The sequence below is a fragment of the Paenibacillus jiangxiensis genome (assembly GCF_046098255.1).
Taxonomy (GTDB): Bacteria; Bacillota; Bacilli; order Paenibacillales; family Paenibacillaceae; genus Paenibacillus; species Paenibacillus jiagnxiensis.
In genome coordinates this window covers 83,982-109,849 of the sequence record NZ_JBJURI010000009.1, presented here as the reverse complement: position 1 = coordinate 109,849, position 25,868 = coordinate 83,982, and the positions used below count along the sequence as shown (strand labels likewise).

At 46.9% G+C, this 25,868-nt stretch carries 24 protein-coding genes, 1 pseudogene and 1 riboswitch; of the genes and pseudogenes, 8 read left to right on the top strand and 17 right to left on the bottom strand.

The window, feature by feature from the left end; all coding sequences use genetic code 11:
- Positions 1 to 25 precede the first annotated feature (25 nt).
- Positions 26 to 514 (bottom strand): MarR family winged helix-turn-helix transcriptional regulator, encoded by a 489-nt coding sequence (locus tag ACI1P2_RS11160; protein WP_355319704.1) that lies wholly within the window; start codon positions 512 to 514, stop codon positions 26 to 28.
- A 216-nt stretch (positions 515 to 730) separates the two neighbouring features.
- Here ACI1P2_RS11160 and ACI1P2_RS11155 point away from each other — a divergent pair.
- The 3 genes and pseudogenes from ACI1P2_RS11155 to ACI1P2_RS11145 form a co-directional block, all read left to right on the top strand.
- Positions 731 to 799, top strand: a pseudogene (locus tag ACI1P2_RS11155) (SEC-C metal-binding domain-containing protein); the annotation flags it as partial.
- Between the two features lie 15 nt (positions 800 to 814).
- Entirely contained in the window at positions 815 to 2,167 is a 1,353-nt protein-coding gene (locus ACI1P2_RS11150; protein ID WP_408976204.1) for a tetratricopeptide repeat protein, read from the top strand.
- Positions 2,168 to 2,181: 14 nt separating this feature from the next.
- Entirely contained in the window at positions 2,182 to 3,102 is a 921-nt protein-coding gene (locus ACI1P2_RS11145; RefSeq protein WP_355319701.1) for a sensor domain-containing diguanylate cyclase, read from the top strand.
- Between the two features lie 107 nt (positions 3,103 to 3,209).
- Here ACI1P2_RS11145 and ACI1P2_RS11140 read toward each other — a convergent pair whose 3' ends face one another.
- The 6 genes from ACI1P2_RS11140 to ACI1P2_RS11115 form a co-directional block, all read right to left on the bottom strand.
- The gene (locus ACI1P2_RS11140) at positions 3,210 to 4,247 is read right to left on the bottom strand and encodes a threonine aldolase family protein (RefSeq protein ID WP_355319699.1); all 1,038 of its coding nucleotides are present in this window, start codon (positions 4,245 to 4,247) and stop codon (positions 3,210 to 3,212) included.
- Positions 4,234 to 4,695, bottom strand: coding sequence for a MarR family winged helix-turn-helix transcriptional regulator (locus ACI1P2_RS11135; protein WP_355319830.1), 462 nt, complete (start codon positions 4,693 to 4,695; stop codon positions 4,234 to 4,236). The genes ACI1P2_RS11140 and ACI1P2_RS11135 overlap by 14 nt, the downstream gene beginning before the upstream one ends.
- A 211-nt stretch (positions 4,696 to 4,906) precedes the next feature.
- Positions 4,907 to 6,175 (bottom strand): PTS ascorbate transporter subunit IIC, encoded by a 1,269-nt coding sequence (locus tag ACI1P2_RS11130; protein WP_355319697.1) that lies wholly within the window; start codon positions 6,173 to 6,175, stop codon positions 4,907 to 4,909.
- Positions 6,176 to 6,202: 27 nt separating this feature from the next.
- Positions 6,203 to 6,469 carry a PTS sugar transporter subunit IIB gene (locus ACI1P2_RS11125; protein ID WP_355319695.1) on the bottom strand — a complete coding sequence of 89 codons (267 nt, stop codon included), beginning with the start codon at positions 6,467 to 6,469 and terminating at the stop codon, positions 6,203 to 6,205.
- Positions 6,466 to 8,535, bottom strand: a complete 2,070-nt coding sequence (locus tag ACI1P2_RS11120; RefSeq protein WP_355319693.1) for a BglG family transcription antiterminator — start codon at positions 8,533 to 8,535, stop codon at positions 6,466 to 6,468. The genes ACI1P2_RS11125 and ACI1P2_RS11120 overlap by 4 nt, the downstream gene beginning before the upstream one ends.
- 277 nt (positions 8,536 to 8,812) lie before the next feature.
- Complete coding sequence (locus tag ACI1P2_RS11115; RefSeq protein WP_355319691.1) at positions 8,813 to 9,427, bottom strand: DNA modification methylase; 615 nt, start codon at positions 9,425 to 9,427, stop codon at positions 8,813 to 8,815.
- Positions 9,428 to 9,572: 145 nt separating this feature from the next.
- Here ACI1P2_RS11115 and ACI1P2_RS11110 point away from each other — a divergent pair, with 145 nt between their 5' ends.
- Positions 9,573 to 10,766, top strand: a complete 1,194-nt coding sequence (locus ACI1P2_RS11110; RefSeq protein WP_355319689.1) for a DNA adenine methylase — start codon at positions 9,573 to 9,575, stop codon at positions 10,764 to 10,766.
- Between the two features lie 98 nt (positions 10,767 to 10,864).
- On the opposite strand, the gene ACI1P2_RS11105 is transcribed toward ACI1P2_RS11110, so the two are convergent.
- The 3 genes from ACI1P2_RS11105 to ACI1P2_RS11095 all read right to left on the bottom strand — a co-directional run bounded on the left by ACI1P2_RS11105 (position 10,865) and on the right by ACI1P2_RS11095 (position 15,809).
- Positions 10,865 to 12,769 (bottom strand): DUF2357 domain-containing protein, encoded by a 1,905-nt coding sequence (locus tag ACI1P2_RS11105; protein ID WP_355319687.1) that lies wholly within the window; start codon positions 12,767 to 12,769, stop codon positions 10,865 to 10,867.
- Entirely contained in the window at positions 12,763 to 14,574 is a 1,812-nt protein-coding gene (locus ACI1P2_RS11100; protein ID WP_355319686.1) for an McrB family protein, read from the bottom strand. Before ACI1P2_RS11100 ends, ACI1P2_RS11105 begins: the two co-directional genes overlap by 7 nt.
- Before the next feature lie 365 nt (positions 14,575 to 14,939).
- Positions 14,940 to 15,809, bottom strand: coding sequence for a helix-turn-helix transcriptional regulator (locus ACI1P2_RS11095; protein WP_355319685.1), 870 nt, complete (start codon positions 15,807 to 15,809; stop codon positions 14,940 to 14,942).
- A gap of 142 nt (positions 15,810 to 15,951) precedes the next feature.
- Here ACI1P2_RS11095 and ACI1P2_RS11090 point away from each other — a divergent pair, with 142 nt between their 5' ends.
- Positions 15,952 to 16,692, top strand: coding sequence for an SDR family oxidoreductase (locus tag ACI1P2_RS11090; protein ID WP_408976203.1), 741 nt, complete (start codon positions 15,952 to 15,954; stop codon positions 16,690 to 16,692).
- 61 nt (positions 16,693 to 16,753) lie between these two features.
- Here the strand turns inward: ACI1P2_RS11090 and ACI1P2_RS11085 are convergent, their stop codons facing one another.
- Positions 16,754 to 17,644, bottom strand: coding sequence for a LysR family transcriptional regulator (locus ACI1P2_RS11085; RefSeq protein WP_355319681.1), 891 nt, complete (start codon positions 17,642 to 17,644; stop codon positions 16,754 to 16,756).
- 123 nt (positions 17,645 to 17,767) lie between these two features.
- Between ACI1P2_RS11085 and ACI1P2_RS11080 the strand changes: the two genes are divergently transcribed.
- Both ACI1P2_RS11080 and ACI1P2_RS11075 read left to right on the top strand, forming a co-directional pair.
- Positions 17,768 to 18,508 (top strand): SDR family NAD(P)-dependent oxidoreductase, encoded by a 741-nt coding sequence (locus tag ACI1P2_RS11080; RefSeq protein ID WP_355319679.1) that lies wholly within the window; start codon positions 17,768 to 17,770, stop codon positions 18,506 to 18,508.
- 113 nt (positions 18,509 to 18,621) lie between these two features.
- Positions 18,622 to 19,350, top strand: a complete 729-nt coding sequence (locus ACI1P2_RS11075) for a G1 family glutamic endopeptidase (RefSeq protein WP_355319677.1) — start codon at positions 18,622 to 18,624, stop codon at positions 19,348 to 19,350.
- A 4-nt stretch (positions 19,351 to 19,354) separates the two neighbouring features.
- On the opposite strand, the gene ACI1P2_RS11070 is transcribed toward ACI1P2_RS11075, so the two are convergent.
- The 4 genes from ACI1P2_RS11070 to ACI1P2_RS11055 all read right to left on the bottom strand — a co-directional run bounded on the left by ACI1P2_RS11070 (position 19,355) and on the right by ACI1P2_RS11055 (position 22,706).
- On the bottom strand, positions 19,355 to 21,268 hold the full coding sequence (locus ACI1P2_RS11070) for an amidase family protein (protein WP_408976197.1): 1,914 nt from the start codon (positions 21,266 to 21,268) through the stop codon (positions 19,355 to 19,357).
- Between the two features lie 55 nt (positions 21,269 to 21,323).
- Positions 21,324 to 21,800, bottom strand: coding sequence for an SRPBCC family protein (locus ACI1P2_RS11065; RefSeq protein ID WP_355319673.1), 477 nt, complete (start codon positions 21,798 to 21,800; stop codon positions 21,324 to 21,326).
- Positions 21,801 to 21,828: 28 nt separating this feature from the next.
- The gene (locus ACI1P2_RS11060) at positions 21,829 to 22,143 is read right to left on the bottom strand and encodes an ArsR/SmtB family transcription factor (RefSeq protein WP_355319671.1); all 315 of its coding nucleotides are present in this window, start codon (positions 22,141 to 22,143) and stop codon (positions 21,829 to 21,831) included.
- 116 nt (positions 22,144 to 22,259) lie between these two features.
- Positions 22,260 to 22,706, bottom strand: coding sequence for a MerR family transcriptional regulator (locus ACI1P2_RS11055; protein WP_355319669.1), 447 nt, complete (start codon positions 22,704 to 22,706; stop codon positions 22,260 to 22,262).
- 198 nt (positions 22,707 to 22,904) lie between these two features.
- Here ACI1P2_RS11055 and ACI1P2_RS11050 point away from each other — a divergent pair, with 198 nt between their 5' ends.
- Entirely contained in the window at positions 22,905 to 23,759 is an 855-nt protein-coding gene (locus ACI1P2_RS11050; protein ID WP_355319667.1) for an SDR family oxidoreductase, read from the top strand.
- 190 nt (positions 23,760 to 23,949) lie between these two features.
- Here ACI1P2_RS11050 and ACI1P2_RS11045 read toward each other — a convergent pair whose 3' ends face one another.
- Both ACI1P2_RS11045 and ACI1P2_RS11040 read right to left on the bottom strand, forming a co-directional pair.
- Positions 23,950 to 24,606, bottom strand: coding sequence for an urea amidolyase associated protein UAAP2 (locus ACI1P2_RS11045; RefSeq protein ID WP_355319665.1), 657 nt, complete (start codon positions 24,604 to 24,606; stop codon positions 23,950 to 23,952).
- A 32-nt stretch (positions 24,607 to 24,638) separates the two neighbouring features.
- A complete protein-coding gene (locus ACI1P2_RS11040; protein ID WP_355319664.1) occupies positions 24,639 to 25,355 on the bottom strand; it encodes an urea amidolyase associated protein UAAP1 in 717 nt (238 codons plus the stop codon).
- A gap of 88 nt (positions 25,356 to 25,443) precedes the next feature.
- Positions 25,444 to 25,541, bottom strand: a riboswitch (guanidine-I (ykkC/yxkD leader).
- Between the last annotated feature and the right edge of the window lie 327 nt (positions 25,542 to 25,868).

Here is a 25,868-nt window from a genome sequence, read left to right as displayed (position 1 = left end):
GGCACAGAGCTGCCCTGGATCATGACTAATCATCCTTTTCGATGCTGGATGAAATTTTGTGGGACAGCTTCACCAGCAGCTCCTTTTCCTGCTCCGTGAGATCAGCGGTCGTCGCGCTCTCCACCTTGCTCCATACCTCTATCACTTTGCTCTCCAGATCGCGGCCTGCCTGGGTAAGAGATACAATCGTGACACGGCCGTCCTCGGCCGAGCGGCTGCGGGACACGAGACCGGCCTCCTCCAGCCGCCGTACCGATTTGGCTACCGTGGAATGATCGAGCCGCAGCGTACGGCCAAGGCTCTGCTGGGATTGGTGATCCTGATCCCACAGCTGCATAAGCATCAGCTCCTGCCCGACGAACAGGCCTATTTCCCGCAGCAGCTGAGCCGCTAATGCCCGGTGCGAACGGGCCAGCGCAAATATCGAAAAACTGACTGGAAAACGCTCCTTTGCGCTTAATTCAGGGTAAACTTCTTTTTCGGCATCGGCTTCGTGTTTCTGTTCCTTGCTCATAAGCAACCTCAACTTTCATGATTTGTTCCGAACACACGTTAATGGATGCCCCAAGACTACCATTTTGAGTGGATTGAGGCAAGCGCGGGAATGTTATGGCTTATGCCGGATTGGGACAGGCCGTGCCTCATTCGCTTTTATTTATTCGATTATACTGTTATTCTGATTACAAAGCTTGTCTAACCGGCCAGAATAAAACATTGGAGTGAATTTAAAATGAGCAGTATCGGAAGGAATGAACCCTGCCCTTGTGGAAGCGGAAAAAAATACAAAAAATGCTGTTTGGAGCAGGACCGTGCTTTGGCGCAAACGAAACAGGCTGCCCCTCCTGCCAGCATGAAGGAAGAAGAAATCAACAGAGAGCTCGCTTCGTTTGCCAAATCCCCCGCCAAGCTGCGTGAATTCGTAGGCCAGTTTGATTGGCCAAATCAGGCGCAACGGCAATTGGCGGAAGAACTGGCACTGGAGCTGTATGCAGAATATAAGCCCAGCTCTGAAGAAATGCAGGAGACCCTCGCCGGAACGATTGTGCTGTGGAACAGCTTTTGCAAGGATATAAACCCCGGCTTCCGTAAACCAGGCGGTTATAAAGGAGCTTTAGAGTTCTTTTTTCTGATCGATTCCACAGATGAGTTGGCAAACCAAAGCAAGCTGGCTGCCAAGCACAATGTTTCTGTCTCCACACTGACCAATTGCCTGAACAGGATGAAGGATTATTTCGAAGAAAAAGGACTGATATTGAATGAACTCGAGAATGACCCAATTCAGCAATCCCCCGCTTTTTCAACGATGGAGCATGAAGCAAAGATAGGCGAAATAACCCGTCTGCTGGAAGCCCAAAATTTTGAAAGCATAGAGGACGCTCAAGCCTTTTTATCCGCTCAGCTTAACAATCCAACAGCTCAGCAGGCCTTCTCACCTGCGACAAGTACGGATAAAGTCCTTGAACTGCTGGTTGCCGCCGATAAAGCGTCATCTCCTGCCAAACGCAAGAAGCTGCTGGATCAAGCGATTCACATGGACCCTGAGCATCCCGACACGCTCCTCATGTTATCAGAGGATGCGCCAACCATGGGAGAGTCCATGAAATTGGCCCACTCTGCCATAGAATCTGCAGCCAAAAAATTGGGCGAGGCTTTCTTTGAAGAAAATCGCGGATATTTCTGGGGTCTTATCGAAACCCGGCCGTTCATGCGCGCCAAAGCCGCTTATGCCCATTTATTAGCATTGTCCGGCAGGCTGAGCGCGGCTTGCGAGCATTACGAGCAGCTCATGGAATTGAATCCGAATGATAATCAGGGGAACCGCTACGACCTGCTTATGCACTACTTGGAATTGGAGCGATTGGATGACGCGGATCGGCTGCTTAAATCTTACGGGGATGAGGTTGCCTGTTTTATTTTGTATGATAAGCTGATATTGGAATACCTGAGAAACGGTGTGACTGAACATCTTACTTTCTTATATCGATTGGCACGGAAAGAAAACAAGCATGTTCCCGCCTACCTTCTCAGCCAAAAAAGGCTTCCTGCGGACATGCCGTATGCTTATTCTATGGGCAGTACGGAGGAAGCTGTCACCTACGCCATTTCACACGCACGAATTTGGGACCGGCTGTACGGCTTAAAAGATTGGATGGCAAAGACAAAATAAGGCGAGGGGTATATGTGAATAATGATGATCTCGCTGCCAAACTGGCTTGCAACCCTTTTGATGCGGAAAAACTAAAACTGATTATTGACTCGATACCGGCAAACGTCTTTTTTAAGGATACAGATTGCAGATATCAAATGGCCAGCCGGGTATGCGAACAGCTGAATGGCGGCGATGAAGACTGGAGCATTGTTGGCAAAACGGATCTCGAAGTCCAAAACGATCCTGAACTGGCGAAGTTTTATTATGAAGACGACAAAAAGATTATCGAGTCCCGCGAAGGAAGTCATTATATCAGCGAGATGATTTTTGATGGAGAGAAATACTATTACGAGATCACCAAAGAGCCCGTTATCGATGCCGGGGGAAACGTCATTGGGGTGGTTGGCCTGGTCAATGACATTACCGAGTTAAAGAGACTTCAGGAAGAATTACGCCTGATGAGCGTTACCGATACACTCACTGGAGTATATAACCGCACCTATTACGAGCAGAAACTGGCCGAGCTTTCAGCAAACGGGTGCACCTCTTTGTCCATTATCATGTGTGACGCCAATGGTTTAAAGTTTTTCAACGATAACTTCGGGCATCAAAAAGGAGATGCACTGCTGCTCGAAACTGTGTCCATGATGAGGGATACAGTGGGCGATACCTGCGAAATCATGCGAATTGGCGGAGACGAGTTTGTGATCTTTTGTCCGGATTACTCCGAAGATGAGTGCAAAGCATGGATTGAAGAAATGCGGAAGCTGGAAAAGGAAACTAAAGTATTCGGTTTGCCAATAAGCAATTCATACGGCTATGCAGCAGTCAAGGGAGACGGATCCGATTTGCAGGCTGCCCTTGGGGCGGCTGAAGAAATGATGTACAAGGAAAAGGCCAAGATCAAAGCGGATTATCTGCAAAGGTTGGAGGAACTCTGTTCCCTAAAATAGGGAAAGGTTACGCCTCGCATTTCGCGACCCTATCAAAGCTTTCTTGTTAATATGGGAAGATACAACGGCACTTTGATGGTATTACCAAGGTGCCGTTTGTTTATTTGCTAGTACAGCCGCTTAATATCCTCAATCAGCATTTCAATATTCTCCCTCTTCGTCGCCCAGCTGGTGCAGAAGCGGACCGCGCTATGCATCTCGTCTGCTTTTTCCCAAAAAGAAAAAGAATAGTTCTCCTTTAGCTCTTCAAGCAACTTGTCCGGCAAAACCGGGAACTGCTGATTCGTGGTGGAATGATATTGAAAAGAAATTCCCTGCTCAGTCAGTGCATCCCGGAGCAGTACGGCCATATCCACCGCGTGTTTGGAAATTTCAAAGTATAAGCCGTCCTCAAACAAGGTTTCAAACTGAATGCCAAGCATTCTGCCTTTGGCCAGCAGTCCACCCTTTTGCTTGATATGGTAGCGGAAGTCTTTCTTCAACGCTTCGTTAACGATGATCACGGCCTCACCCATCATTGCCCCAATCTTGGTCCCGCCAATATAGAACACATCGCACAGTCTGGCGATATCGGCCAGAGACAGATCATTGTCCTCCGCAGCCAAAGCATACCCCAGTCGCGCCCCGTCTATGAACAAAGGCAATCCGCTCTCCCGGCAAAGCCGGCTCAGCGCCTCCAGTTCGGATTTGCTGTAGATTGTTCCGTTCTCGGTAGGCTGGGAGATATACACCATGCCAGGCTGCACCATATGCTCATGGGTAGCGTCGTTCCAATGTGCCTCCACCAAATCTTTTACCTGCTCTGCCCGGATTTTCCCGTCAGCGCTCGGCAGGGTTAACACCTTATGTCCGGTGGCTTCGATGGCTCCGGTCTCATGTACGGCGATATGCCCCGAGGTTGCGGCAATCACGCCTTGATGCGGACGCAAAATGGATGCAATAACAGTCGTATTGGTCTGCGTGCCTCCAACGAGAAAGTGCACATCCGCATGCTCTGTGTCACATGCTTTTTTAATATAAGTCCTCGCCAACTCACAGTGCGGGTCCGTGCCATATCCGCTGGTCTGTTCGTCATTCGTTTCCAGCAGCCGCTTTAAGATGCGCTCGTGGGCGCCCTCTGTATAATCGCATTCAAATCTGATCATCCGGTTTTCTCTCCATTCTCTCCAGCTTGTCCAGCTTTTTCTGTATTGACATGATTGAAGCATGCAGCTCTTTCATTTCTTTGGCGGATAATTCACGAAATAATCTTATAATCTGTTCGTCAGATCTTTCGTTGAGCTGGTTATAAAATTCCGTTCCCTTAGGTGTTAAACGCAGCAGGCTGATTCTCTGATCCGTGTTGGAGCTTTCCTTGACCAGCAGCCCTTCTTTGCAAAGCTTGTTCACGATTCGGCTCATATAGCTGCGGTCGATATTGAGCGCATCCACCAGCGTGTTGGCAATGCAGGCCCCGTTCAAGCCAATCTCGATAATTACGCGTGCTTCTGTAAAGGTATATCCTGTGTCCAGCACGTGTCTGTTCAACACACCAAGAATATTCGTATACCGCCTGTTAAACCGCCGGATATCCGCGATCACGTCAGCATCGATATGGATGGGAACCCCTCCTATTTAGTGGACTAAGTCAACATAATAATATTTAATTTTAGTGGACTATGTCAACATAATGATTTGAAATATATATAATCCACAGTGCAAAAAGGGGCTCCGACTGCCAGACAGCGCAAAAAAACACCAGAGGTTATTCCCCTGGTGTTCTGCTTGAAATTCCACAATAGCTGCCGATGTGAAAGCGGTCTTATCAAGCCGCGCCGAACAGCTTCATAAAGCCCATAATGATAATGCCGACTACACCGAAATCCGTATCGCCGAACGTCGTGCCGCTGAAGCCTACGCTGGACATGAAAACGAGCATGATTGCAGGCAAGAAGCTGATCAGCAGACCGTTGGCGAACGCGCCCAGCATCGCTCCGCGCCGTCCTCCGGTGGCGTTGCCGAATACGCCGGCGGTCGCGCCGGTGAAGAAGTGCGGCACAAGGCCCGGAATGATAACCTTCAGGCCGACGAGCGGCAGGATGAACATGGACAGCAGACCGGCAATGAAGCTGAAGATAAAGCCAATGATAACGGCGTTAGGCGCGAACGGGAATACCGTTGGGCAGTCCAGCGCCGGCTTGGTGTTGGGCACCAGCTTTTCGGCAATGCCTTTGAACGCTGGCACGATCTCGGCGATCAGCATGCGCACGCCTGCCAGAATGATGTAGACCCCGGCAGCAAACGTAATCGCCTGCATCAATGAGAATACGATAAAGTTCGAGCCGTTGGACAGTTCGGTTTCGATATATTCACGTCCGGCGAACAGAGCGACCACAATGAAGAACAGCGTCATCGTCAAGGAAACCGCTACCGAAGTATCGCGCAAGAAACCAAGCTGCTGCGGCACTTTGATCTGCTCGGTTGTCTTTTCCTTATTGCCGAACCATTTGCCGATGGTAGCGGCAGTAAAGTAGCCGACGGAACCGAAGTGACCGACCGCAAAGTCATCGCTGCCGGTGATCTGGCGCACATACGGCTGCAGCAGCGCCGGGAAAATCACCATACAAAGACCGAGAATGATGGAGCCGACCACAACGAGCGGGAATCCGCTCAATCCGCCGATGGTCAGCGATACCGCGATCAGACACGCCATGAACAAGGTATGATGGCCTGTCAGGAAAATATATTTCAGCGGCGTGAAGCGTGCCAGAATAATGTTGACGATCATGCCGAATACCATAATCAGGGCCGTCATGGCACCGAAATCACTTTGGGCGGCTGCGACAATCGCCTCGTTCGTAGGCACAACACCTTCTACCTGGAACGCATGGTTGAACATTTGACTGAATATATCCAGCGAGCCTGTCAGCACCGTAGCGCCGGCGCTGATAATCACGAAGCCCATGATGGTCTTCAGCGTACCGGACACCACCGTGGCGGCGGGCTTACGCTGAAGCAGCAGTCCCGCCAGGGCGAACAGTCCGACCAGGATGGCCGGAGTGCCCAGTATGTCATTCATAATTAAGTTCATCATATCGGCTGGACCTTCTTTCAGTGATAATTAAGATAAATGAGGTTCAAGCTTGGATTTGATCTCCGGAATGCTCATCATGTTCTCCAGCGATACCACCGTACGGCTGCCATCGTTGAGTTGGGCCATAATATCTGCGGCGCCAATGAAGAGATCCGCCTGTTCCGTTTTGGCTGAAGACAGATCGGTATGGTCCACATCAGCCGTTTTGCCCATCTCGCCGAGCGCCTTCTTGATATTCATCTCCATAATGAAGCTGCTTCCCAATCCGTTACCACATACGACCATAATTTTCATTGTTGTTGTTCCTCCTTGGAATATTGTTGGATATAGTTCAAAACGACCGACTTGTCGCTGCTGTTCAAAATGTCCTCGATATTGGACGGCTCGCCAAGCAGCTGCGTCAGCTGTACGAGCGCTTTCAAATGCGAGGAACGGTCTGCCGCCGCCAGAATGATGACCAGTCTGACCGGCTTGCCTGGACCGAACTCCACGGCCTCGTCCAGCCGCATGAAGCTCATGGACAGCGAGCGTACCCCCTGATCGGGCCTGGCATGGGGAATGGCCACACCTGGCGTAATCACCACATACGGACCATTTTCTTCAATGGATCGAATCATGGCCTCGACATAACGGGGCTCAATGGTCCCTATCTCCAGCAAAGGCCGTGATGCCAGCCGGATCGCCTCTTTCCAGTCGGAGGCCCGGGTTTGAAATATGATATTCTGCTCTGTGATTAATTCATCCAGCACTGGTTTCTCCGCCCCCTCCAAGGAATGCTTGTTTGTTTTGTGTGCCTGCGCATAAATATGCTGTTGGAGCGCCTTTCCCAGCTCCTCCTCATCAGAGATGACCGCATACTGCGCTATGATTTTCATTAAAGACGACGTATCCATGTTCTCCACCGTATAACCGTACAGCTCGTTCATCACCTGCTGGCGCAGCTTCTGCTTATCCTGCAGCTCGAGAATCGGCGGCACTACGAACAGCGATTTGTCTGTTCTCAGATGCACGGTGGAGAAGACCATGTCATATTCCAGATTGCTTTCGGCAGCATCGCGGACGGATAGCGCATCCAGAAAGAGAATATCCGGGAACATCTCGCGCAGCGTGTAGATCAGAATATTGCTCATCCCGATGCCATTGGCACAGACGACAATCGCGCGCTTGCGGTCATCCAGCATCGTGCCCTGCCTGCGCAGCCAGCCGCCGAAGTGAATCGTGAAATAGGCGGCCTCGCTCTCCGGCACTGGATGGCCAAGCACCCTCTCCAGCGGCTGCAGCGACTTCCGGGTCAGATGATACAGATCCGGGTACACCTTGCGGATGCGTGCGGCCATCGTGTTCACGACATGAATGCCATAGAGCATCCGGTAATAGGCCGGGCGGAAATGGATATACAACTGCCGGTAAAAGGTCTCGCGGTCGTGCAGACTGACGCAGGCCCAACGCTCGAACTCATCGGTAATCTCCGTCATCAGACGCCGGATCTCATGGTCTTCCTGCAGCGGCGAAATATCGCGGGTCCGGTTCATGCCGAGCAGATGCAAGGTGGCATACAGACACTCGGTCCGGCTCCATTTGGCGTGAAAGGCACCGCTGGAGGTCATCCGCTCCACCAGCTTGTATTCGCCGGATGCCGTTAGCTCTTCCCAGCTCTTGTTGTCGTCCAGTACTTCTCCTTTGCCGATAAGCTGATCCGTACAGAGCATCAGGTAGGTCAGCTCCTGCAGCCGCTCATCCGCGAAGGTCATGCCGAGCTGGCGCTCGATCTGCTCCAGCTGCTGTTGGATGGCCTGAATCTGCTCCTCCCGGTCGGGCCAGAGGCTGCGGATCATTAGCTCCCGGCTGGCACTGTGCAGGATATCCGGCACCCACTCTTCGACCAGCCGTCTCTTCGCCCGGCTGCTTCCCTTGAAGGAATAGCCGTCTATCTTCGAATATTGCACCTGCAGCTTGCGCTCCTGCATGTTCCGCTTGAGCCGCTGCAGATCTTTGAGTACCGTATTGCGGGAGACTGAGGCAATGGACTGAAAATGAAACACCGATAAGGGCTCTTCCCCGAGCAGAATCATCAGGCCGAACATTTTCTCCCGGTCCACCTCGGAAAAAGTATACGAACGCCGGGTCAGCTTCTCCGGCAGATCCTCCTCCCGAATGCGGTCCGTTAAAAAGTAGCCCACCTGCCGCTCATAACCAACGGGTTGATATCCATGGTATATCAGCCAATCGTTGATTTTACCGATGCTGTACTGCAGCTGTCTTCTGCTGAGCTCCGTCCTTTCCTGAAGCTCATCCATCTTGAGAGAGGAAGACTGCTGCAGGAGCTGCAACACGTCAGCGCTTCGTTCGTCCAGGTTCATCTTGATGCCTCCCTTGATTCAAGCGTACAACAGAACCCGCGAAATCCCCACTGTTTTTGAGTCCCATTCTTGTTGTCACGTTTGCACACAATTATATACTTCAAAATTTTAGGAATAGGTTAGGGTTTGCAATTAGGAGGGTTATCATTTATCATTTATTCTTCCAAACACCGAGAGATTTAATATTCCCCTTATTACTTTGCAAATAAAAAAAAGAATACCTTATCTCCACAGGTATTCTTTCTCGTTCTTTTATAAACTGTAAAGCCAAAGCTAGCTAGCCCTTCTTAAATATCAGTAAGTGTTCATGGACAATTTGTATGAATTTACCATTATATTCCTTTCGGCTAGAAGCAACATTATGTTGTATTTTTATTATATGGGATTCTAACAGGCCAGGATACCTCATATCTTTAATAATTGAGTGATAATTTCCTTGCTTTCTATAATCTCCTACCAAAACAGCCAGTCTACCATCAGGGTTCAAGTTATTTAAAAGTTTTGCATTCACCAGGTCCAACTTATCAATGTAATCTTGATAGCTCTTAGATCTTGAAAGGTCATCTTCATGAATAGCACCCCATATATATCCAGAATATTCAATCATATTGTAGTACGGTGGGTGACTAAAAATGAAATCTGCATTTGTCGGAACTTCATCCTTCAAAGCATTCCACCCACCCCATCGAGGGTTCAAATCAAGGTGAATGGAATCAGTATAACCCAACTCTTTCGCTACATCATAACCTGTTCCTCCACCAGCAAAAACCTCTAAAAAAGTTTTTGGTTTGTAAAATTTTAAAAGATCACGAATTATGTACCCCGAACAATTTCCTCTATATCTTGATTCCCCCCATCTGCCTCTCTCTGGATAAGAAACTACACTCTTCATGCCTTCTCCTCCAAACGCAAAAAAGCACGCCCAAAATAAAAGTAGGCATGCTTTGCTCGAATACTTTATAATTAGATTTACTTTATACACAATATATCACTCCAGCATGAAAAAATAAAGATTAGATTTGAGGCGAATAACACTTATGGATAAAATCACTATGCTTGATCTCAATGTAGAGGTTCCTCACTTTATTAAATATATGGGCTCAAAGAAAAAAATTATTAATTTTGTTATAGAAGCTTTAAATGAAGTCAATACAGGTGGTCCTGTTTGCGACTTATTCGCTGGCTCAAGCGTACTTTCAGGTATTCTACGAAATCAAGCAAATATTATAAGCAATGATATTCAGTCCTATTCTGCTGTCCTTGCAAAAGCGTATCTAACCAATTACGATTGGAACTCTCATCCATTCTTAATACAAGAAGTAGTTGAGTCAGCAAGCAAGAGGGCCAATAAATTTCTAGAAGCTTTTTCGATGCTGAAGTTTGATTACGAAAGAGACTTTACAGTAAAAGAATTTGTAGATCTGGAGGATAAGCAACGCCAGCTTATTCATAAAGACTTCGGTTCTTTTGATTATCATCTTTTCACAAAGAACTATTCCGGGACCTATTGGTCCTTCAATCAATGTGTATGGATAGATGCTTACAGAGCTACTGCTGAAGAGTTCAGAGAAACTCCTTTTTATAGTTCTATCTTGGCTTCTTTAATGTTCGCCATGTCATATAATTCTCAAAGTACAGGACATTATGCTCAGTTCAGAGATGCTACAAGCCAATCTTCAATGGAGGATATCCTGACGTATAGAAGAAAAGAAATTACTCCTTACTTCATTCGAAAAATGGAGGAGTTGCAACATACGTTGGGTAAAAACTGTTATTCTTTCGATGTTTTTTCTCTTGATTACCGAAATTGTCTTGACCAAATACCTGAAAATACAGTGGTCTATGCTGACCCTCCTTACGCCTTTGTACATTACTCAAGATTCTACCATGCAATTGAAACATTAGTGCGATACGATTATCCAAAAGTTCGTTATAAAGGGCGTTATAGAGAAGATAGACATCAGTCACCTTTTTGTATTAAAACACAAGTAGAGGAAGCATTTTATGAAATGTTTTTAAAGATTAGAATAAAACAAGCCAATCTTGTTTTAAGTTACAGCAATACTGGTATGATTGATCTTGATGATCTCATTAGATTAGCTAAAACAGTACTGGGTAAACAGTATACATTAGAAGTAAGGACCATTGATTACCTTCACAGTACAATGGGCAGAAGAGAAGACAAAAGTAGAAATGTACAGGAAGCATTAATCATTGCTAAGAGAATATGACCAATGAATTAGAGAGGACGGCACCTGCCGTCCTCTCACACTGCATATACAATTGAAATTGATAGAAGACCCCTCACTATTGTTGAAACCAGTATAAGTTATAGACTAAATCCAGTCTCCTCGTTATATTGAGTATCTTTCGCTACAAGTGCATCAAGTACCTCTTTTAAGTAAGATTTAACCTCTGCAAGCTGTCCCTCACAACTGGGACCCGGTCGTAAGGGGAATGCACCTACTGAAGGGATTCTATAAGGATAATCTTCCTCAGGTTGCCGAACGAAAATGAAATTATCTGTTAAGACAATATCATCAGGATAAAGAATGTAAACTCCCCTAGATCCTAATATAGCATCTCTGTAAGCATGCGCCGTATGGATATCATTTTGTTTAAATGCACCTTTTTCTCGCTCCTCCCGAAGCATAGCGTTCAACTTTGTATAATCGACCTTATATTTTGAGTCAAAATGAAGCCAATGAACTTGATTTTTACAAATAATTTTAATACTGAAATCAGGGTGGTAGATTCCACCGTCATATGATCCTTCCCATTGATTTTCAAGAGCCTTCTTAAAGTCCCGATTGTAATACAAATAGATTTCTATTCCATTGTATGATAACGGTATTCTACACTCTACTCGATGCTTTAAAGTAAGCAAGAAGCCCTTATCTGTGTTTTCGATTAAGTATTGTTCTACATTTGAATCATGGTCGCATAACTCCTCCAGTACCTCCAGTAGTTTAAAAAAACACCAATATTCGTATAACTGGTGTATTGGGCGTAGATCTCCGTTTATCGTGTCAAATTCTTCAACTTCACTCTCCAGTTTAATGCCCATATCAAACTGTTGCATATATTGAAGCATATCCTTATACCCCATTTTTTTCTGCATAACCATAGAATTAGGCAAGTAAGTGAAGGGACCTATCTCTTTGAAGAGGGGTAACTGCAAATATTCTTCAATAACCCTCTCACAAGATTCCAAAAAAATATAACTAGGCTCAAACTTACCTTGGTCTAGACTAGTTTTCAATGTATAAACTAAAAATTCCAATTCGTTTAAACAAAACTTAACATATCGATTCTCAGGAGTATCTATTGTTGAAACTATTATTTCTTCAGGTATTAATTCAGGGGACAACCCGTTAAAATAATTCTTAAGAGATCCACCAAAATTAAATGGACTATTTATAAAATTACTTTGCAACTCAACAAAATCTACATTTGTTACATGGGAAGGTAAATCCCATTCTACATCATGAATAGTTTTATTATGAGGAGAAGAAAATATTGTTTGTAGAGCTGTAGGTAATCTTTCCTTTTCCATAAGCCTTCGAAGATGCAACAGAAGAACCTGATTGGACACATCCTCAGTTCCTCTTAGACCTAACTCAATTTCTGTGGGATTATCTAATTTAAGAATCAACTCCGAATGAAACCCAGCCAGTTCTGATAACAGAGCCCGGAAATCCTCCTCGTAATTCAACTTATAAGTGATGATCTCAACTTCAACTTGTTGGTCAGTAAGTTCCTCTGAAAAAATAAACTTTAAAACACCAGCAAAACTTTTAATTTGCAATCGACCAGAAATTAAAGTACTTCCGTCTTGTTCGACCCAGATATCCTTATTATTGAAAGTCAAATGTGGTTTCAATTTCAAATTATTGAATGGGAATAATGGATTATTCGTTTCAATTCTTCTTCTCACTATCTCTTGTTTAGTTAATGGGAGAAGCATAATAAAGTCATAGTTACATTCCTCCCGCATCCTTATAGGTTGAAATAAATCTGACCCTTCATCTTGAACGGCCATAAGCGAAAAGTGGTTACTAAACATATGCATATCAATATCTGGTATTGAGTAAAATCCAAAATTTGGTAAGTCCGTTATTTTAAAAGGATCTCCTTCACCGAGCAGGCCATTAACTCCAACACTAAATATTATAGGTTTATTATGGATAAGGGAGCTCATCCGAACTGTCCATTTTGAAATAGGTCTTAACATACAAAACCACTATATCCAAGCGTCATTAAATTTACCTCCATTGATTCTATTTTAGCAAGTGTCTTAGGAAAACGAATATTTCCATCAAGCTTACAAAGCGATTCAATTTCTTTCAAGGTTTTGGAAAGCTGTTTTCTATTTCCATGCATTTTGGGTAGTATTTTTTGGAGTAGTATTTCATCAAATATGCGATTGTCATTATTTAACCAAGAAATTGTTTCGTTTGAACAATAATACAATTCCTTGGCTTTTAAATAATATTCTGAGCATTCAATAACGACTCTATATCCAAAAGGAAAATTCCTCATTATGAAATAAACCTCCTCTAAAAACTCAAGAACACAACTAGGAATTAATGTTGATTGTCCGCCTAACTCTACGGTTTCATAACCATCTTTACCTACAAATCCTTGTCGAAATTCTTCAAATGTTGAACCAATTAGATATTCATGCATGTGAGAGAGGCTTAACTCACAGTTGAAATCTATTCCTCCAGATCTTAATGTTATTGGAGATAAGGTGTTCTTTTCGATAACAAATGCTCTATCCAAAACTTTAAGGGAAAACATATATGTGGTCTCATCGATATTAACCGTTCTTACAAAAAAAATATTTGGTGGAACAAATAATCCATTGTTAGTTTTAGCTTCTAAAATGTAGGAGGTAAATTCGTGATTATTTTCATAGTATTTAAGCATTAAATCCAAATCAGCAACCGAAAGTAGTGGATGTGCATGTAATCCTCTATGTCTGGATGTTTCCATCAATGATAGAAACTTAGCAAAATACATTTCTACGTGTGATAGATTCATCTCGTCAAATAATACAAAAAAGGGAATGTTTTGGTGTCTTTTCGAGTTTGCCTTTAGCAACATATTGATAAGCGGTGTTGGTTGATACACTTCACCACTACTTCCAAAAGGATTTCGATATCCTACAAGATGGCGACCATCCTTCCATCCAGCCTCTACTGCAATAAATGTTAAATTAAATTCAGGATCATCCGTCGGATTTAGCGCAGCAGCAAGTTTCCTGACCCCATATGTTTTACCAGTACCACTCGAGCCAGTTATTATTAAAAAAGGCTTGGTAGAGAGTGAGACTGCGAGGTGAGAATCCATTTGCCTGGTCTCTGTTTCCCAACCAGCCCGGAAAGTAATTTTTGAGGTTTCCTCCATTTTAACACTCTGCCCATTCATCCAATTACTAAATTCTTCAAAAGGAATGTTGAAAACCTTGTGGAATCCATAAAATTTACATTGATCCAAAAAATTACGATAGAACTCTTGATTCGTATACGTAGGCTCATTCCAACCAATCTTAGCTAATCTATCTCTAAGAAGTCGCATTACTAGAAGCCCTACTTCTCCGGACGAGAGTAAATCGCTAAAGTCATAAGGAACTTTATCAAACTCTAGCGCCCACTGAGGCGAAACACCAGAGTCCACCATTAAACCTCTGAGATTTGTAAAAACCTTTTCACTCAGAGAAACCTTTTTAATTATACCTTTTCTGAGTTCTGTACCGGAATTTTCAAAAACATTTATAAGCTCAATATGCGAAAATATAACTGCTGTTAAGCAAAAGGCTCCTAATTGTTCAGTATAAGGGCGAATTTCAGTCCAATAGGTGGGTAAGTCTTCTGCTATATTTGTCCCTAAAGCAGCACTAATTTGAGGCATATCTATAGAACGGCTAGGAGTATACAAGCCATTCAAAAAGTTCTCCAATTGATCATTTTTTAAAAGGGGAATAATTTCCCTTACACCATATTTGGTTAATGAAACTCGTAGATTATTGATCATATGTATCTCCTTTGTAAATTTACACCGTAATTTTGTCAAAATTTTTGGGGAGTTATATGTGATTAAACCCTTAACATTATACCACAATGAAATATTTGGTTATTTCTAACTTTTCTAAATGATCATTATTTTTAAGTAACTGAAGTGGTGAACACGTGTGGATCTTCTGTTTTAAAAGACCTTAGTCTTTTAGCCTAAAGGATCTTAAAAACAGAATTTATAGTAATTGTCCAACTAGACCAGAAAACGTACAGAATCACACGTTCCTCCGTTCACTTCATGCTAAGATATCCCCGTCATAACAACAATCATCGTTGTTGTTTCCCGTTCAATCCACATCTCATAATCGGTTTTATGGTTCTACCTTACAAAACTCTTTCACCCTGATCCTCCATCAGCGATTGAATCTTCTCGGCCGTGCCGTCCGGGAGCGGCACATGGACCGATATTTCAAGCTCCGGAGATTCTAAAGGCTGCAGCGTGAGATGGTCAAATTTCAATATGCCTGCTTCCGGATGATACATGATTTTATGAGCATCATAGGCATCCAATATGTCATAGCTCTGCCAATATTCTTTGAATTCGGGGCTTGCCTCGCTTAACAATCCAACCTGTTCAGCCCACCAAGGATCATCCACATATTTGGCATATTCCGCCCGGAATCTGGCAATGGTCCGCTTGGCGTGAGCTTCCCACTGATCCCCTTTCAATGCACGAAAATATTCCGATGTGAACGTGATCCAAAGAAAGTTCCGCTCTCTTTCCGACTTGCCCGCCAGATCCACAAAATCGCCCTTCAGCGCACGGAATGCATCATTCCAGGCAAGAATGTTCATTCTGACATCCATAACCGTAGCGGGAGATGTCCCCAGGCTGTCCAAATGCCGCTGAATCACCGGGCTGACCTGCCCATTCAGAGAACGGGGGCGTTCTGGAGGAAGCTGACGGTGAGCCAGCAGAAACATATGCTTGCGTTCCGTTTCATCCAGCTGCAGCACTCTCGCCAAGCTTTCAAGCACTTCAATGGATACATGGATTTCCCGCCCCTGCTCCAGATAGGTATACCATTCAAGACTGATGCCTGCCAGCGTCGCTACTTCAGCCCGCCGAAGACCCGGAGTACGCCGCCGCCCTTCAGGCAGGCCAAGCTGCTTGGGAGATATACGGGCCCGGCGATTACGTAGGAATTGAGCCAATTCACTGTAGCGGTTCGGTTGTAATTCCGATATGTTCATCCCCCTCCTTATGTTCATCCATACTAACTTGGTAGTGACAGTACTAGAATAAATGCACCTCTGAATATTCATTCAACTTGATTATACAATGGGTATCGAACAGATACAGCGCAAAATAATAAAGGAGCGATTCCCAATGACCATGAACCTGCAAAATAACACCATCCTGATCACCGGCGGTGCTACCGGTATCGGATTTGCGCTTGCCACCAGATTCCTGAAACATGGCAATAAAGTGATCATCGCCGGCAGAAGAGCCGATAAGCTGCAGGAGGCCCAAGCCATCCATCCTGAACTGATTACGTATGTAAGTGATGTATCGAAAGAGGAGGAGCGTGTTGCACTTGTTGAAAAAGTAACCCGCGATTTCCCTCAATTGAATGTTGTACTCAACAATGCCGGAATCATGCATTATCTGAATTATGATGGTGTGGAGCCATGGCCGCAAATTGAGCTGGAGATCAAAACAAACCTGGCCGCACCCATTCATATCACCCGGTTATTCACATCTCATCTGCTTAAGCAGAAAAATGCGGTGATTTTAAATGTGACTTCCGGGCTGGCACATGTACCGCTCGCTGCAACGCCCGTGTACAGCGCCACAAAGGCAGCCCTGCATTCCTATAGCCAGTCGATGAGACACCAGTTCAAGGGCCAGATTAGCGTCATCGAGATTTCCCCGCCGCTTACAAATACTGACTTGGGCATTCCCAGGGCAAATACTGCAGGGATTTCTGTGGACCTCTTTGCGGACGAAGTTATGGCCGGATTGGCAAGAGGCGAAGAGGAAATAACTTATGACTTTTCCAAAATTTCCGCGAATGCTTCCCGCCAGGAGCGGGACGAGCTTTTCAAACAGCTGAATGCCCATAACCTTGCCTAAGAAGAGTGCTTTATTTTCCTCAACAGCGTTTCCTGTTAACCCATTTGAATCGCCTCGTCCATCATAAAAGTGGTCGGGGCAATTCCTCTTTCAAATACTGATACAGCCTCTGGCCCGATGATTGGAACGGATACGCCGATTCCTTGCACAGCATCCCAATGGTCATATGGATGAGACTTCCGCCGACTCTCCTGAACGTGATCCTCTTCGCTTCCGGCTCCACCATAATTTTTGGTACCAGTGCCAACCCTAACCCGTTCTCCACATAAAACTTCAACGCCGTCATGCTGCCGATCTCCATGGTGTCGAGCATCATGTTTCCCTTTTCCTGCAGCACCATCTCCAGCTTTCTCCGATACGGACAAGTCGCTGATGTAATCAGCAGCCGATACCCTTGAAAATCCTCCGGTACAATTACCTCTTTATCAGCAAGCGGGTGTCCCTCGGGCATTAATGCCACAAACTCCTCCTGAAATAAAGGCTCATAAAATAACCCCGATCCCAGCTCCGGTGCCGTACAAAGCGCAAAGTCGATTTCCCCGTTAAGAATTCGCTCGCTAAGAGATGGGGTGTTCGAGATATCCACGGAAATCCGCATATTCGGGTACATAGACATGAACCTGCCAAGAATCGCAGGCAAACGGTAGCTGGCCGTTGGCTCCGTGACTCCCAGCCGTATATGCCCTGATTCACCTGATTTCAGATCCGACAGGCTGGTCTGAAGGTGCTCCATATTTTTTATAATTTGCAAGCTCTGATCGTAAAACAACCTGCCTGCTTCCGTCAGGCCGATTTCTTTACCTCGTTCTATCAGCTGAACGCCCAGCTCCGATTCGAGCTTTTGCATTTGCATTGTGACTGTGGATTGCGCATAATTCATTTTCTGCGCGGCACGTATGAAGCTGCCATGCTTCACGATCATCTGAAAGGTTTGCAATGCTTTGAGGTCCATGGCCCAGCTCCCCTATTACAATTCAAAAAAATTGAATTCTTCCTTCAAATAGTTCAATTATACAAATCACAGACTGCAAATTACAATGAAATCATCTTAAGACAACTGAAGGAGTGAGCTCCTATGGAACTGAAAAACAAAGTGGCTCTGGTTACGGGTGGCGGTACTGGGATTGGCAGGGCAACCAGCTTTGAGCTGGCTAAACGTGGGGCGATGGTGATCGTAAACTATTCACGCTCTCAATCCGACGCAGATGAAACGGTGCATCAGATTAACAACGAAGGAGGGCAAGCTATTGCCGTTCATGCTGATGTATCCAAAGACGAGGAAGTGCGGTCTATGATCCAGGCTGCCGTCCAGCATTTCGGCACAATCGATCTGCTGGTGAATAACGCAAGTATAACCCGACATATTCCGATGGATGATCTGGAATCGGCAACGGAGGAGATATGGGATGATCTGTTCGCTGTGAATGTGAAGGGCATGTTTTACTGTGCACGGGCTGTTGCCCCTTTAATGAAAAAGAAGCAAAAAGGCGCCATCGTCAATGTTGGCAGCATCGCCGGACAGACTGGACTAGGCTCCTCGCTTCCCTACGCCGTATCCAAAGAGGCCGTTCACGGCCTTACGAAATCGTTGGCACGGGCCCTCGCCCCCGAGATAAGGGTGAACTGCATCGTACCCGGAGCTGTAGCGACAAGATGGTGGACGGGCAGGGAAGCACAAATGAGCAGCCTCGCTCCCCATCTTCCTTTGCAGCGCATCTCGACACCCGAAGGCATTGCCGCCATGATCTGCACCTCCTTGGAGCAGGAGGCCATGACCGGCCAAATCATCACCGTGGATAGCGGTCAGACACTGTAAATTATTGCAGCTGGCCAAGGGTGGAAGTCCGGCAGAAGGTGACAGCAATCCGGTTCATGGTCTGAATCCGCTGAATAGCTTGGTATATAAAATGAGACAAGGCGGTGGATCATATGAACCGAAAACGATGGAAGGGAACAACTCCTTTCAAGCCGGCTTCCTCCAAAGGACACGTCAAGCCAAGCGTACACCCGGGATGGAACTCTGATAACTGGTCGGGATATGCGATCAAGAAAACGAAAAATAACTCGTACACCAGCATTTCCGGGTACTGGATCGTTCCCAAGGTAAAACCCACGAGAAAAAACAGCTACTCTTCGGCCTGGCTTGGCATCGACGGCTTCAGCAATCCTTCGCTGATACAGACAGGAACCGAGCATGATTATGTAAACGGCAAAGCTGTATATTATCCATGGTGGGAAATCCTGCCCGCCCCCGAAACGAAAATAAATTATCCTGTCTCCCCCAGGGATCTCATGTATGCAAAAATCGAAAAGCTGCGCAACGGAAAATGGTTAATCGTGCTGGCCAACAAAACAAAGGGCTGGGTCTTCAAAAAGGTCACACCATACACCGGACCGGCTGCCAATGCGGTATGGGTTATGGAGGCCCCATCTGTAAACAACAAAATAACGAGGCTGGCCAACTATGGGAAAATAAACTTTAAAAAGTGCCGTGCCAATTGCAAAAATCCGCTGCTGAAGCCTCGGAACCGGGGGATTATGCTGCAAAACGGCCGGGTCGTGTCCACACCTTCCCTGCCCGGCAAAGCCAAAGACAGCTTCTCCGCCGCCTACGGCTCCAAAATGCCGCAGCCGCCCAAAAAGGGCTTCTGCGGTTGACCATTTATTCAAAAAATCGCGGCCACCAGACATCATACAGAACCGCATACAAAGCATCGGCCGCTGCATCCACTTCACGCTGGGTGGCAAGGTTGCTGTGATAGGCGGCGAGCGCCGTGTCCAGCTCTTTACCGCTCACATCGGTTGCTTCGGCGTCATCGATCAGCGCTTTGAGCCGCTCTTTTACAGCCATACCTGGTGCAACGCGGGCTTGCGTCGCCTGCTCGAGCGCATGTCCCATCCCGATCAGATCGGCCTCGGTAAAGGCATCCCCCGTAATCTGCAGATGAATCGGGAGTCCATTACTGCCATCCGCTGTACGGTACCCAACGGGAACCGTAATGCTGGGATAACCCGCCATAGCAGCAATCATCGTTGTTACCTCTTTAAATCCAATCAGCGCGTCCAGGTTGTACTTGGTCAACAGATAATTAATGCCGTTCTTCCTCGAAAACCGGATGTCCGCCGCTCTATGCTCCTGCGCGGTCAGATCGTCCTTCGAGCCTGGCGTCATGTCATAACCTGCGCACTCCTGAAGAGTAGTTTGACCATATATTAGTACATCGAGATGCCTGGCGTTATAATCAATGACGTCCTGCAGGCTCTGGATCACCGTCTGATTGTCGCTCGCCAGGATCGGTTTTGTTTGGGAATGGATATATTTTTCAATATCCTGCTTGAAGTCGTAAAACAGCACCTTCGTATCCGGGGCTGCAGGCAGCTCATCCTCCATATCGCCTCCATCCGCCGCATAGACAATTTTAGCCCCTTGCTCTTCAAGAACGCGCAGCACCTTTTGAAAGGCGGCATAAAGATCAGGGGCGTTCTCTTTATCCGGGGACTTGTAAACGCCAAGAGCTTTGCCTTTAAGACCGTCCTTGCTCAGATATTCTGTATAGTCCTTCATATGCTCTTTCAAATAAGCCTCATCCACCACAATCTCATTGTCCACACCCATGTTGACATACTGGTCGCCCGGGTCATATCCCTGCATCGCGGTAAGCAGCAAGGCCACATCGGATACGTTCCGCCCCATGGGTCCGGCCGTATCCTGACTGTGCGCCAGCGGGATGATCCCGCTTCGGCTGATGAGTCCGACCGTCGGCTTCAAGCCGACCAGAGAGTTTTTGGTTGCAGGCGACAGAATGGAGCCCGAGGTTTCCGTACCGACTGTAATCGCGGCAAAAGCGGCAGCTCCGGCCGCACCGGAACCGGAGGACGACCCTCCCACATTCAGTACACCAGGCAAATAAGGGTTCAGCACCTGACCTTTCAGGGTAGAGTAGCCGTTCCGCATGCCTTCCGTAATGAAATTGGCAAATTCGGAAAGATTCGTTTTGCCCAGAATGATGGCGCCGGCTTTTTTAAGCTGAGCAACCATAAATGCATCCCGTTCAGGAAAATGGTTCGCCAGCGCAATAGAGCCTGCCGTCGTGGGCATGCCATCTGCCGCCGCCGTACCGATGTTATCCTTGATCAGCACAGGGATGCCAAACAGCCCCTCAGCTTTGGAGGCATTTTCTCGTACGGCCGCATCACATTGCCTGGCTAATTCTATGGCGTGCGGATTGATAATAGCAATAGCGTTCAGCTTGACGGTATGCCTGTCATACAGTTCAATTCTGGCCAAATACATTTGCACCAATTTCTCATAGGTAAGCTTCCCGGCCTTCACCATAGCCTGCAGGTCTGCGATCGTGGCTTGATCCAGATCCGCTGTCAGAGCATCGAGCGCAACGCGCAGGGTGAGCCTCGCTTCATTTATCTGTGCAACCGTGCAGTCCGGTGTAATAAGCTTTGCCCTGGCCATGGTGTACTTCACATTATCCGAATAAGGTGCTGGAACATTGTCCAGGTTCACATTTCTTGCTTCTACAACGACAGCTTTCAAGTCATGCAGGGCGGCTGTTATTGTCAAAACATTCGTCCTAAAGCCGCCTTCCGTTCCCCCTCGTCCCATCCGAACCCATCCTTTACATGAATTTTTTCATATAGTCAGCGTATTCCTTATACCACTTTTCCCATTCCGGTTTTCGCGGGCCGAAGTCTTGTTCATCCAGCAATGCCTTGATCACATCCAGACATACATGCCACCCCGCAAGATCCCTAGGCGTGTGACCTATGATCTTCTTAATCTTCTCGATCAGCACCAGCCTGCAGCCCTCCGGCTCGGGATACAGCTCAAACCGCACCTGGTCCTCTCCCCACGTGTACTCCAGCACCGAATGTATTTTCAGTTCGAGAATCCGCATCTCTTCATAGGTGCCGTCCTGCATGTCGAACTTGATGAGTCCTCCTTCGCGGAGATCAGCGACCTCAAGCTCGGAGAACCATTTCTTCAGCTTGTCATTCTCCGTGAGTGAGGCCCAGACCTTCTCGACCGGATGCTTCAGATGACGCTCGAAGCGGGCAACATACCCGTCCCCCTGTTGCTCTATTACCGCTAACATATGTCTCCTCCTCGTCTTTGATCGTTTTTTATTCTTCCTGATCCAGGTGCCTTTCCAAAACATTCAACTTGTCGGACCAGAATTGACGATACGGCTCAAACCAATGATGCGCCTCCTGCAAAGGCTGAGGATTCAAGCGATAGATGTGATGCTTGGCATCCTTGCGCAGACTGACAAGGCCGGCTTCTCTTAATATGCGCAAATGCTTGGAAATACCCGGCTGGCTCAAGGACAACAAATCAACCAGCTCGCTGACAGAACGCTCCCGGACCAGAATCAAGTCCAGAATCTTTCTCCGGTTTGGTTCGGCCAGAACTTCAAATATTTTGTCACTGTTATTCATAATTTCATATTACCCATTGGTTATATTTCCGTCAAGTTATGTGATGAATTCCAAAGCAACAAAAAAAGAAACCTGAGCGCATTGAGTTCCATATACGCGACTCGGTTTCTTCTTGTTCAATTTGTAACTTTCTGGTGCAGGTTAATGCTGTTGAATCTTTCCTTCGGCGGACCTGCCGGTTCTCTGGACGCTTCCTCTGTACATTTCCTGTCTGGCAGTAAGCCTTCCTCCATCTTGGCATCGATAAAATCGAGCACCGTTTGCAGGTCCTGCATCTGTTTTTGAATCCGTTCCCGGTGGCTCATCATCAAATCGTACAGCTCCGGAAGCTCCTCCATTGTGGCGTCGGGGGGCATATCCAAATAAGGCTTCATATCCTCCAGCGGCATGCCTGTTTTCTTCAGGCAGTTGATGAGCTGCAGTTTGTACAAATCCTCCTGACTGTATATACGGCGTCCGTTGTCCATTCGCTGCACACGCGGCAGCAGGCCGATCTTTTCGTAGTATCGAAGGGTATCCTCTGACAGTCCGGTCAACTGCGAAGCCTTTTTGATGGTAACCATATCAAGCCCCTCCTATCTGCTCATGTATGTATTATAAAACCTGGAGTCAACTCCAAGTCAACGGAAAATACCGGATAAAAGCTGGAAATGCCGGATAAAATAGTTTGGCTCAACCTGCTTGACCTGGAGCCGACTCCAATATATATACTAGCCCCAGCAACCGGTTTTACAAGGTTTCATAATGAGGAGGAATCCATAATGAGTGAACATAAATCAACCAAAGTTGCACTGATTACAGGAGCAGGGGCCGGAATCGGTCTGCAGTTGACACGCCGCCTGCTGGGTGAGGGCTGGGAGGTTGCGGCTCTTATCCGGTCCGGATTTTCCGAAGAAGACAGCATGATCCGCGAAGCCATCAGCAAAGGCCAGCTGCGGGTATATAAAGCAGATCTGACGGACTTCAGCCAGCTGCGGCGGGTGCTTAACGAGGTCAATGGCAAAGAAGATCATATCGACGTTCTCTTCAACAATGCCGGGGGAAGCCTGCCCGAGCTGCGCTTCTCTCCACAAGAACGGGAGCTGCATTATGAGCTGCAAACGGTCGTGCCGTATATCGTATTCATGGAGCTGAAAGAGCTGCTGCAAAAAGGGGCCTTAAAAACGGTGGTGAACACCTCCTCTGTAGCTCTCCGTTACGCTAAACGCTTCAAGCCTGATGAATTGCCGCGCCCGGCAGGATTTAAAAAGCTGACCGGTCCCTATGCCACGACCAAGCTGGCCCTGTCGCTTTGGACCCGGGAGCTCGCCGCGCCGATGGCGGCAGAAGGGTTTCGTCTGATCAGCGTAGACCCTGGTTCCAATAACACCTTGAGAAAGACGAAAGACTCCGGGCTCCCTCCTGTTGTGAAGCTGTTGATGGGGCTGTTCTTTTCCCATCCGAGCCAAGGGGCCAACCTGTTGTGGGATGCGGCGTTCAAGGGAACCGGCTACCCGCCGGGCTCGTTTGTGGTGAAAGGACGGGCAGCGGATCTGCCATACGCAGAGACCGGCCCCAAAATTCTGAGCATGATGCAAACGATTTATGAGCAGGAATTTCAACCTGTCGCAAACTGAGTGAGAAAGCGTGTTCCAACAATCAGAGCGCTCATTTCCCTTGTACAGGAGAGCGGCCGGAATTACAGCTGGTTAATCGCGCTTGAAAAAAACTGCTTTGCAGCGAATCACACCCTTACCATACAAAAAGACCCGGTTAGTGCTGCTCTCATCGCAGGCTGACCGGGTATGCTTTTGTTAAAATATGCTTCTATTCATTCCAGATCAGTACACGAATCGGTGTTGGGTTGTAGGCGTTACATGGGTTGTTCAATTGCGGACAATTGCTGATAAGCACCATGGAACGGCAGCTGGATTGAACCTCCACGTAACAATCAGGTCCGGACACGCCGTCTTCGAACGTGAGTCCCCCCTCCGGTGTAACCGGCACATTCATGAAGAAGTTGATGTTCGGCGATAAATCACGCTTCCCGTACAAGTGGCCTTCCGGATGCATCGATAACTCCAGCATAAACGTATCCCGGCAGTTGTGCATGTAGCCCTTCTCATGCGCATATCGGACCGTGTTGCTCTGAGACGAGCATGAGCCCCCAAGCGTATCATGACGGCCGCAGGTATCCGCTACAATGCGGGCAAGTTCCTTGCCGGATTCAGCGAACAGCGAGGAGCCTGTCGTCAAATAAATGTTATTTTGCGCATTAATCGTTTGGACTGCACTGTAGTGATCCTCCGGATTATCCGCGTCGTATAACAGCGTATCCGCCGCCTGGTTCCCTTCCAAATCAACAATACGCAGCACTTGTCCCGGCTGCAGTTCATGCATCCAGCCCTGTCCTGCAGAAATAATCTTGTCGTAAACAGCCGCCTCGGCCATCCGGGGGCTTTCCACCCGATAAAATGCCTTCATACTTTTAACCCTCCTTCACTTTTTGTATATACTCAGCTTTGAAGCGCGTAGTAATTCCAGGTATTATCAAATGCCCGGCGGTTCTCTGGACGATAATTGACGCAGTGATCCTGGGAATCGACCGGCAGCGCAGGAAGCACTTCGATTTTGACCGGCACAGACGGATATTGCCCGCCAGGATCAAGCGGATGGGGAGTATTCGAAAAAATAACGAGAACGTCCATTTCTGTACGGAATGTAACGACTTGTCCAGCCAAGCAGTGGTTTTCAGCAAAATGCATATTTCCTTCTTCATCGCAGAACACCTTGGAGAACCAATTGACTACGGGTGACATGTCCCTGTTGCCAAGTCCGCTGCGCACCAGCTCCACCGCCAAATTTTCCTGGCCGCTGCGCAACCATTCGTTGCGCTGTTCCTGATAGCTGCTTGGCCCGTATTTTTCATCGGTTGAAGCACGCGTCGTATAACCTCCGAGCGGATCATGCCATCCCAGATCGTCTTGGACAATGCTCGCCAGCACCCGTCCATTGTCGCTCATCAGTACGTTTCCCTTCGTTAGATGCGCCGTGTGCTGGGCCTTCAACGTATCCGGCATGTTGTACCTCTCCGTCAAATCACGGGCATGATACATCAGCATCGAAACATTTGCTCCCTTGTCAAGAGCTGTCAGACGGACCAGCCTGCCTTTTCCGATCACGCCGGACCACTTCCCTCCCGGGTGCATCGTTTCACTCCAGATTACCTTCATGGTGGTTCACTCCTTTTCCCTGTGATTTACACCGAATATGAACGAAAAAACAATAAGGAGACATCTTGAGGCATGACGCCTTTCCGATATCTCCCAGGTTTTTGTCCTTCCGTGTAGTCTCGCTTTCGAGACCGTTTACTCTCGGACCAGACTCTGTTTCCAGACGGAACCCTAGTAAACTAAAAAACTATTCGGTTTACGTCGACGGACGTTATGTTAGATAACATAACAACAAATTCGTCCGCTTGTCAAACAATAAAAATTTTCCTTAGTTATAAAATAATTTTTATTTATCCTTTATCAATTACAACTGAACCGCCTTGAATCCAACTCTCCCTCCCTTTACTTCTTATCCAAAATCTTGATTTACCACTCATATTCAACGCTTCAATACAAATGCGAGCCCATTTTTTTGTGAAATCTTCACAAAAACCGATCAGTAAATCAGATTCATTCTGTAAATGAACAATAAAAATAATTCAGTTTATTTGTGATGTATTGACAGCTTTCGAC

Coding starts and splice junctions, on each gene's coding strand:
- ACI1P2_RS11160 (WP_355319704.1), bottom strand. CDS start 514: ATGAGCAAGGAACAGAAACACGAAGCCGATGCCGAAAAAGAAGTTTAC.
- ACI1P2_RS11140 (WP_355319699.1), bottom strand. CDS start 4,247: ATGATCAGATTTGAATGCGATTATACAGAGGGCGCCCACGAGCGCATC.
- ACI1P2_RS11130 (WP_355319697.1), bottom strand. CDS start 6,175: ATGATGAACTTAATTATGAATGACATACTGGGCACTCCGGCCATCCTG.
- ACI1P2_RS11125 (WP_355319695.1), bottom strand. CDS start 6,469: ATGAAAATTATGGTCGTATGTGGTAACGGATTGGGAAGCAGCTTCATT.
- ACI1P2_RS11120 (WP_355319693.1), bottom strand. CDS start 8,535: ATGAACCTGGACGAACGAAGCGCTGACGTGTTGCAGCTCCTGCAGCAG.
- ACI1P2_RS11115 (WP_355319691.1), bottom strand. CDS start 9,427: ATGAAGAGTGTAGTTTCTTATCCAGAGAGAGGCAGATGGGGGGAATCA.
- ACI1P2_RS11110 (WP_355319689.1), top strand. CDS start 9,573: ATGGATAAAATCACTATGCTTGATCTCAATGTAGAGGTTCCTCACTTT.
- ACI1P2_RS11105 (WP_355319687.1), bottom strand. CDS start 12,769: ATGTTAAGACCTATTTCAAAATGGACAGTTCGGATGAGCTCCCTTATC.
- ACI1P2_RS11100 (WP_355319686.1), bottom strand. CDS start 14,574: ATGATCAATAATCTACGAGTTTCATTAACCAAATATGGTGTAAGGGAA.
- ACI1P2_RS11095 (WP_355319685.1), bottom strand. CDS start 15,809: ATGAACATATCGGAATTACAACCGAACCGCTACAGTGAATTGGCTCAA.
- ACI1P2_RS11090 (WP_408976203.1), top strand. CDS start 15,952: ATGAACCTGCAAAATAACACCATCCTGATCACCGGCGGTGCTACCGGT.
- ACI1P2_RS11085 (WP_355319681.1), bottom strand. CDS start 17,644: ATGGACCTCAAAGCATTGCAAACCTTTCAGATGATCGTGAAGCATGGC.
- ACI1P2_RS11080 (WP_355319679.1), top strand. CDS start 17,768: ATGGAACTGAAAAACAAAGTGGCTCTGGTTACGGGTGGCGGTACTGGG.
- ACI1P2_RS11075 (WP_355319677.1), top strand. CDS start 18,622: ATGAACCGAAAACGATGGAAGGGAACAACTCCTTTCAAGCCGGCTTCC.
- ACI1P2_RS11065 (WP_355319673.1), bottom strand. CDS start 21,800: ATGTTAGCGGTAATAGAGCAACAGGGGGACGGGTATGTTGCCCGCTTC.
- ACI1P2_RS11060 (WP_355319671.1), bottom strand. CDS start 22,143: ATGAATAACAGTGACAAAATATTTGAAGTTCTGGCCGAACCAAACCGG.
- ACI1P2_RS11055 (WP_355319669.1), bottom strand. CDS start 22,706: ATGGTTACCATCAAAAAGGCTTCGCAGTTGACCGGACTGTCAGAGGAT.
- ACI1P2_RS11050 (WP_355319667.1), top strand. CDS start 22,905: ATGAGTGAACATAAATCAACCAAAGTTGCACTGATTACAGGAGCAGGG.
- ACI1P2_RS11045 (WP_355319665.1), bottom strand. CDS start 24,606: ATGAAGGCATTTTATCGGGTGGAAAGCCCCCGGATGGCCGAGGCGGCT.
- ACI1P2_RS11040 (WP_355319664.1), bottom strand. CDS start 25,355: ATGAAGGTAATCTGGAGTGAAACGATGCACCCGGGAGGGAAGTGGTCC.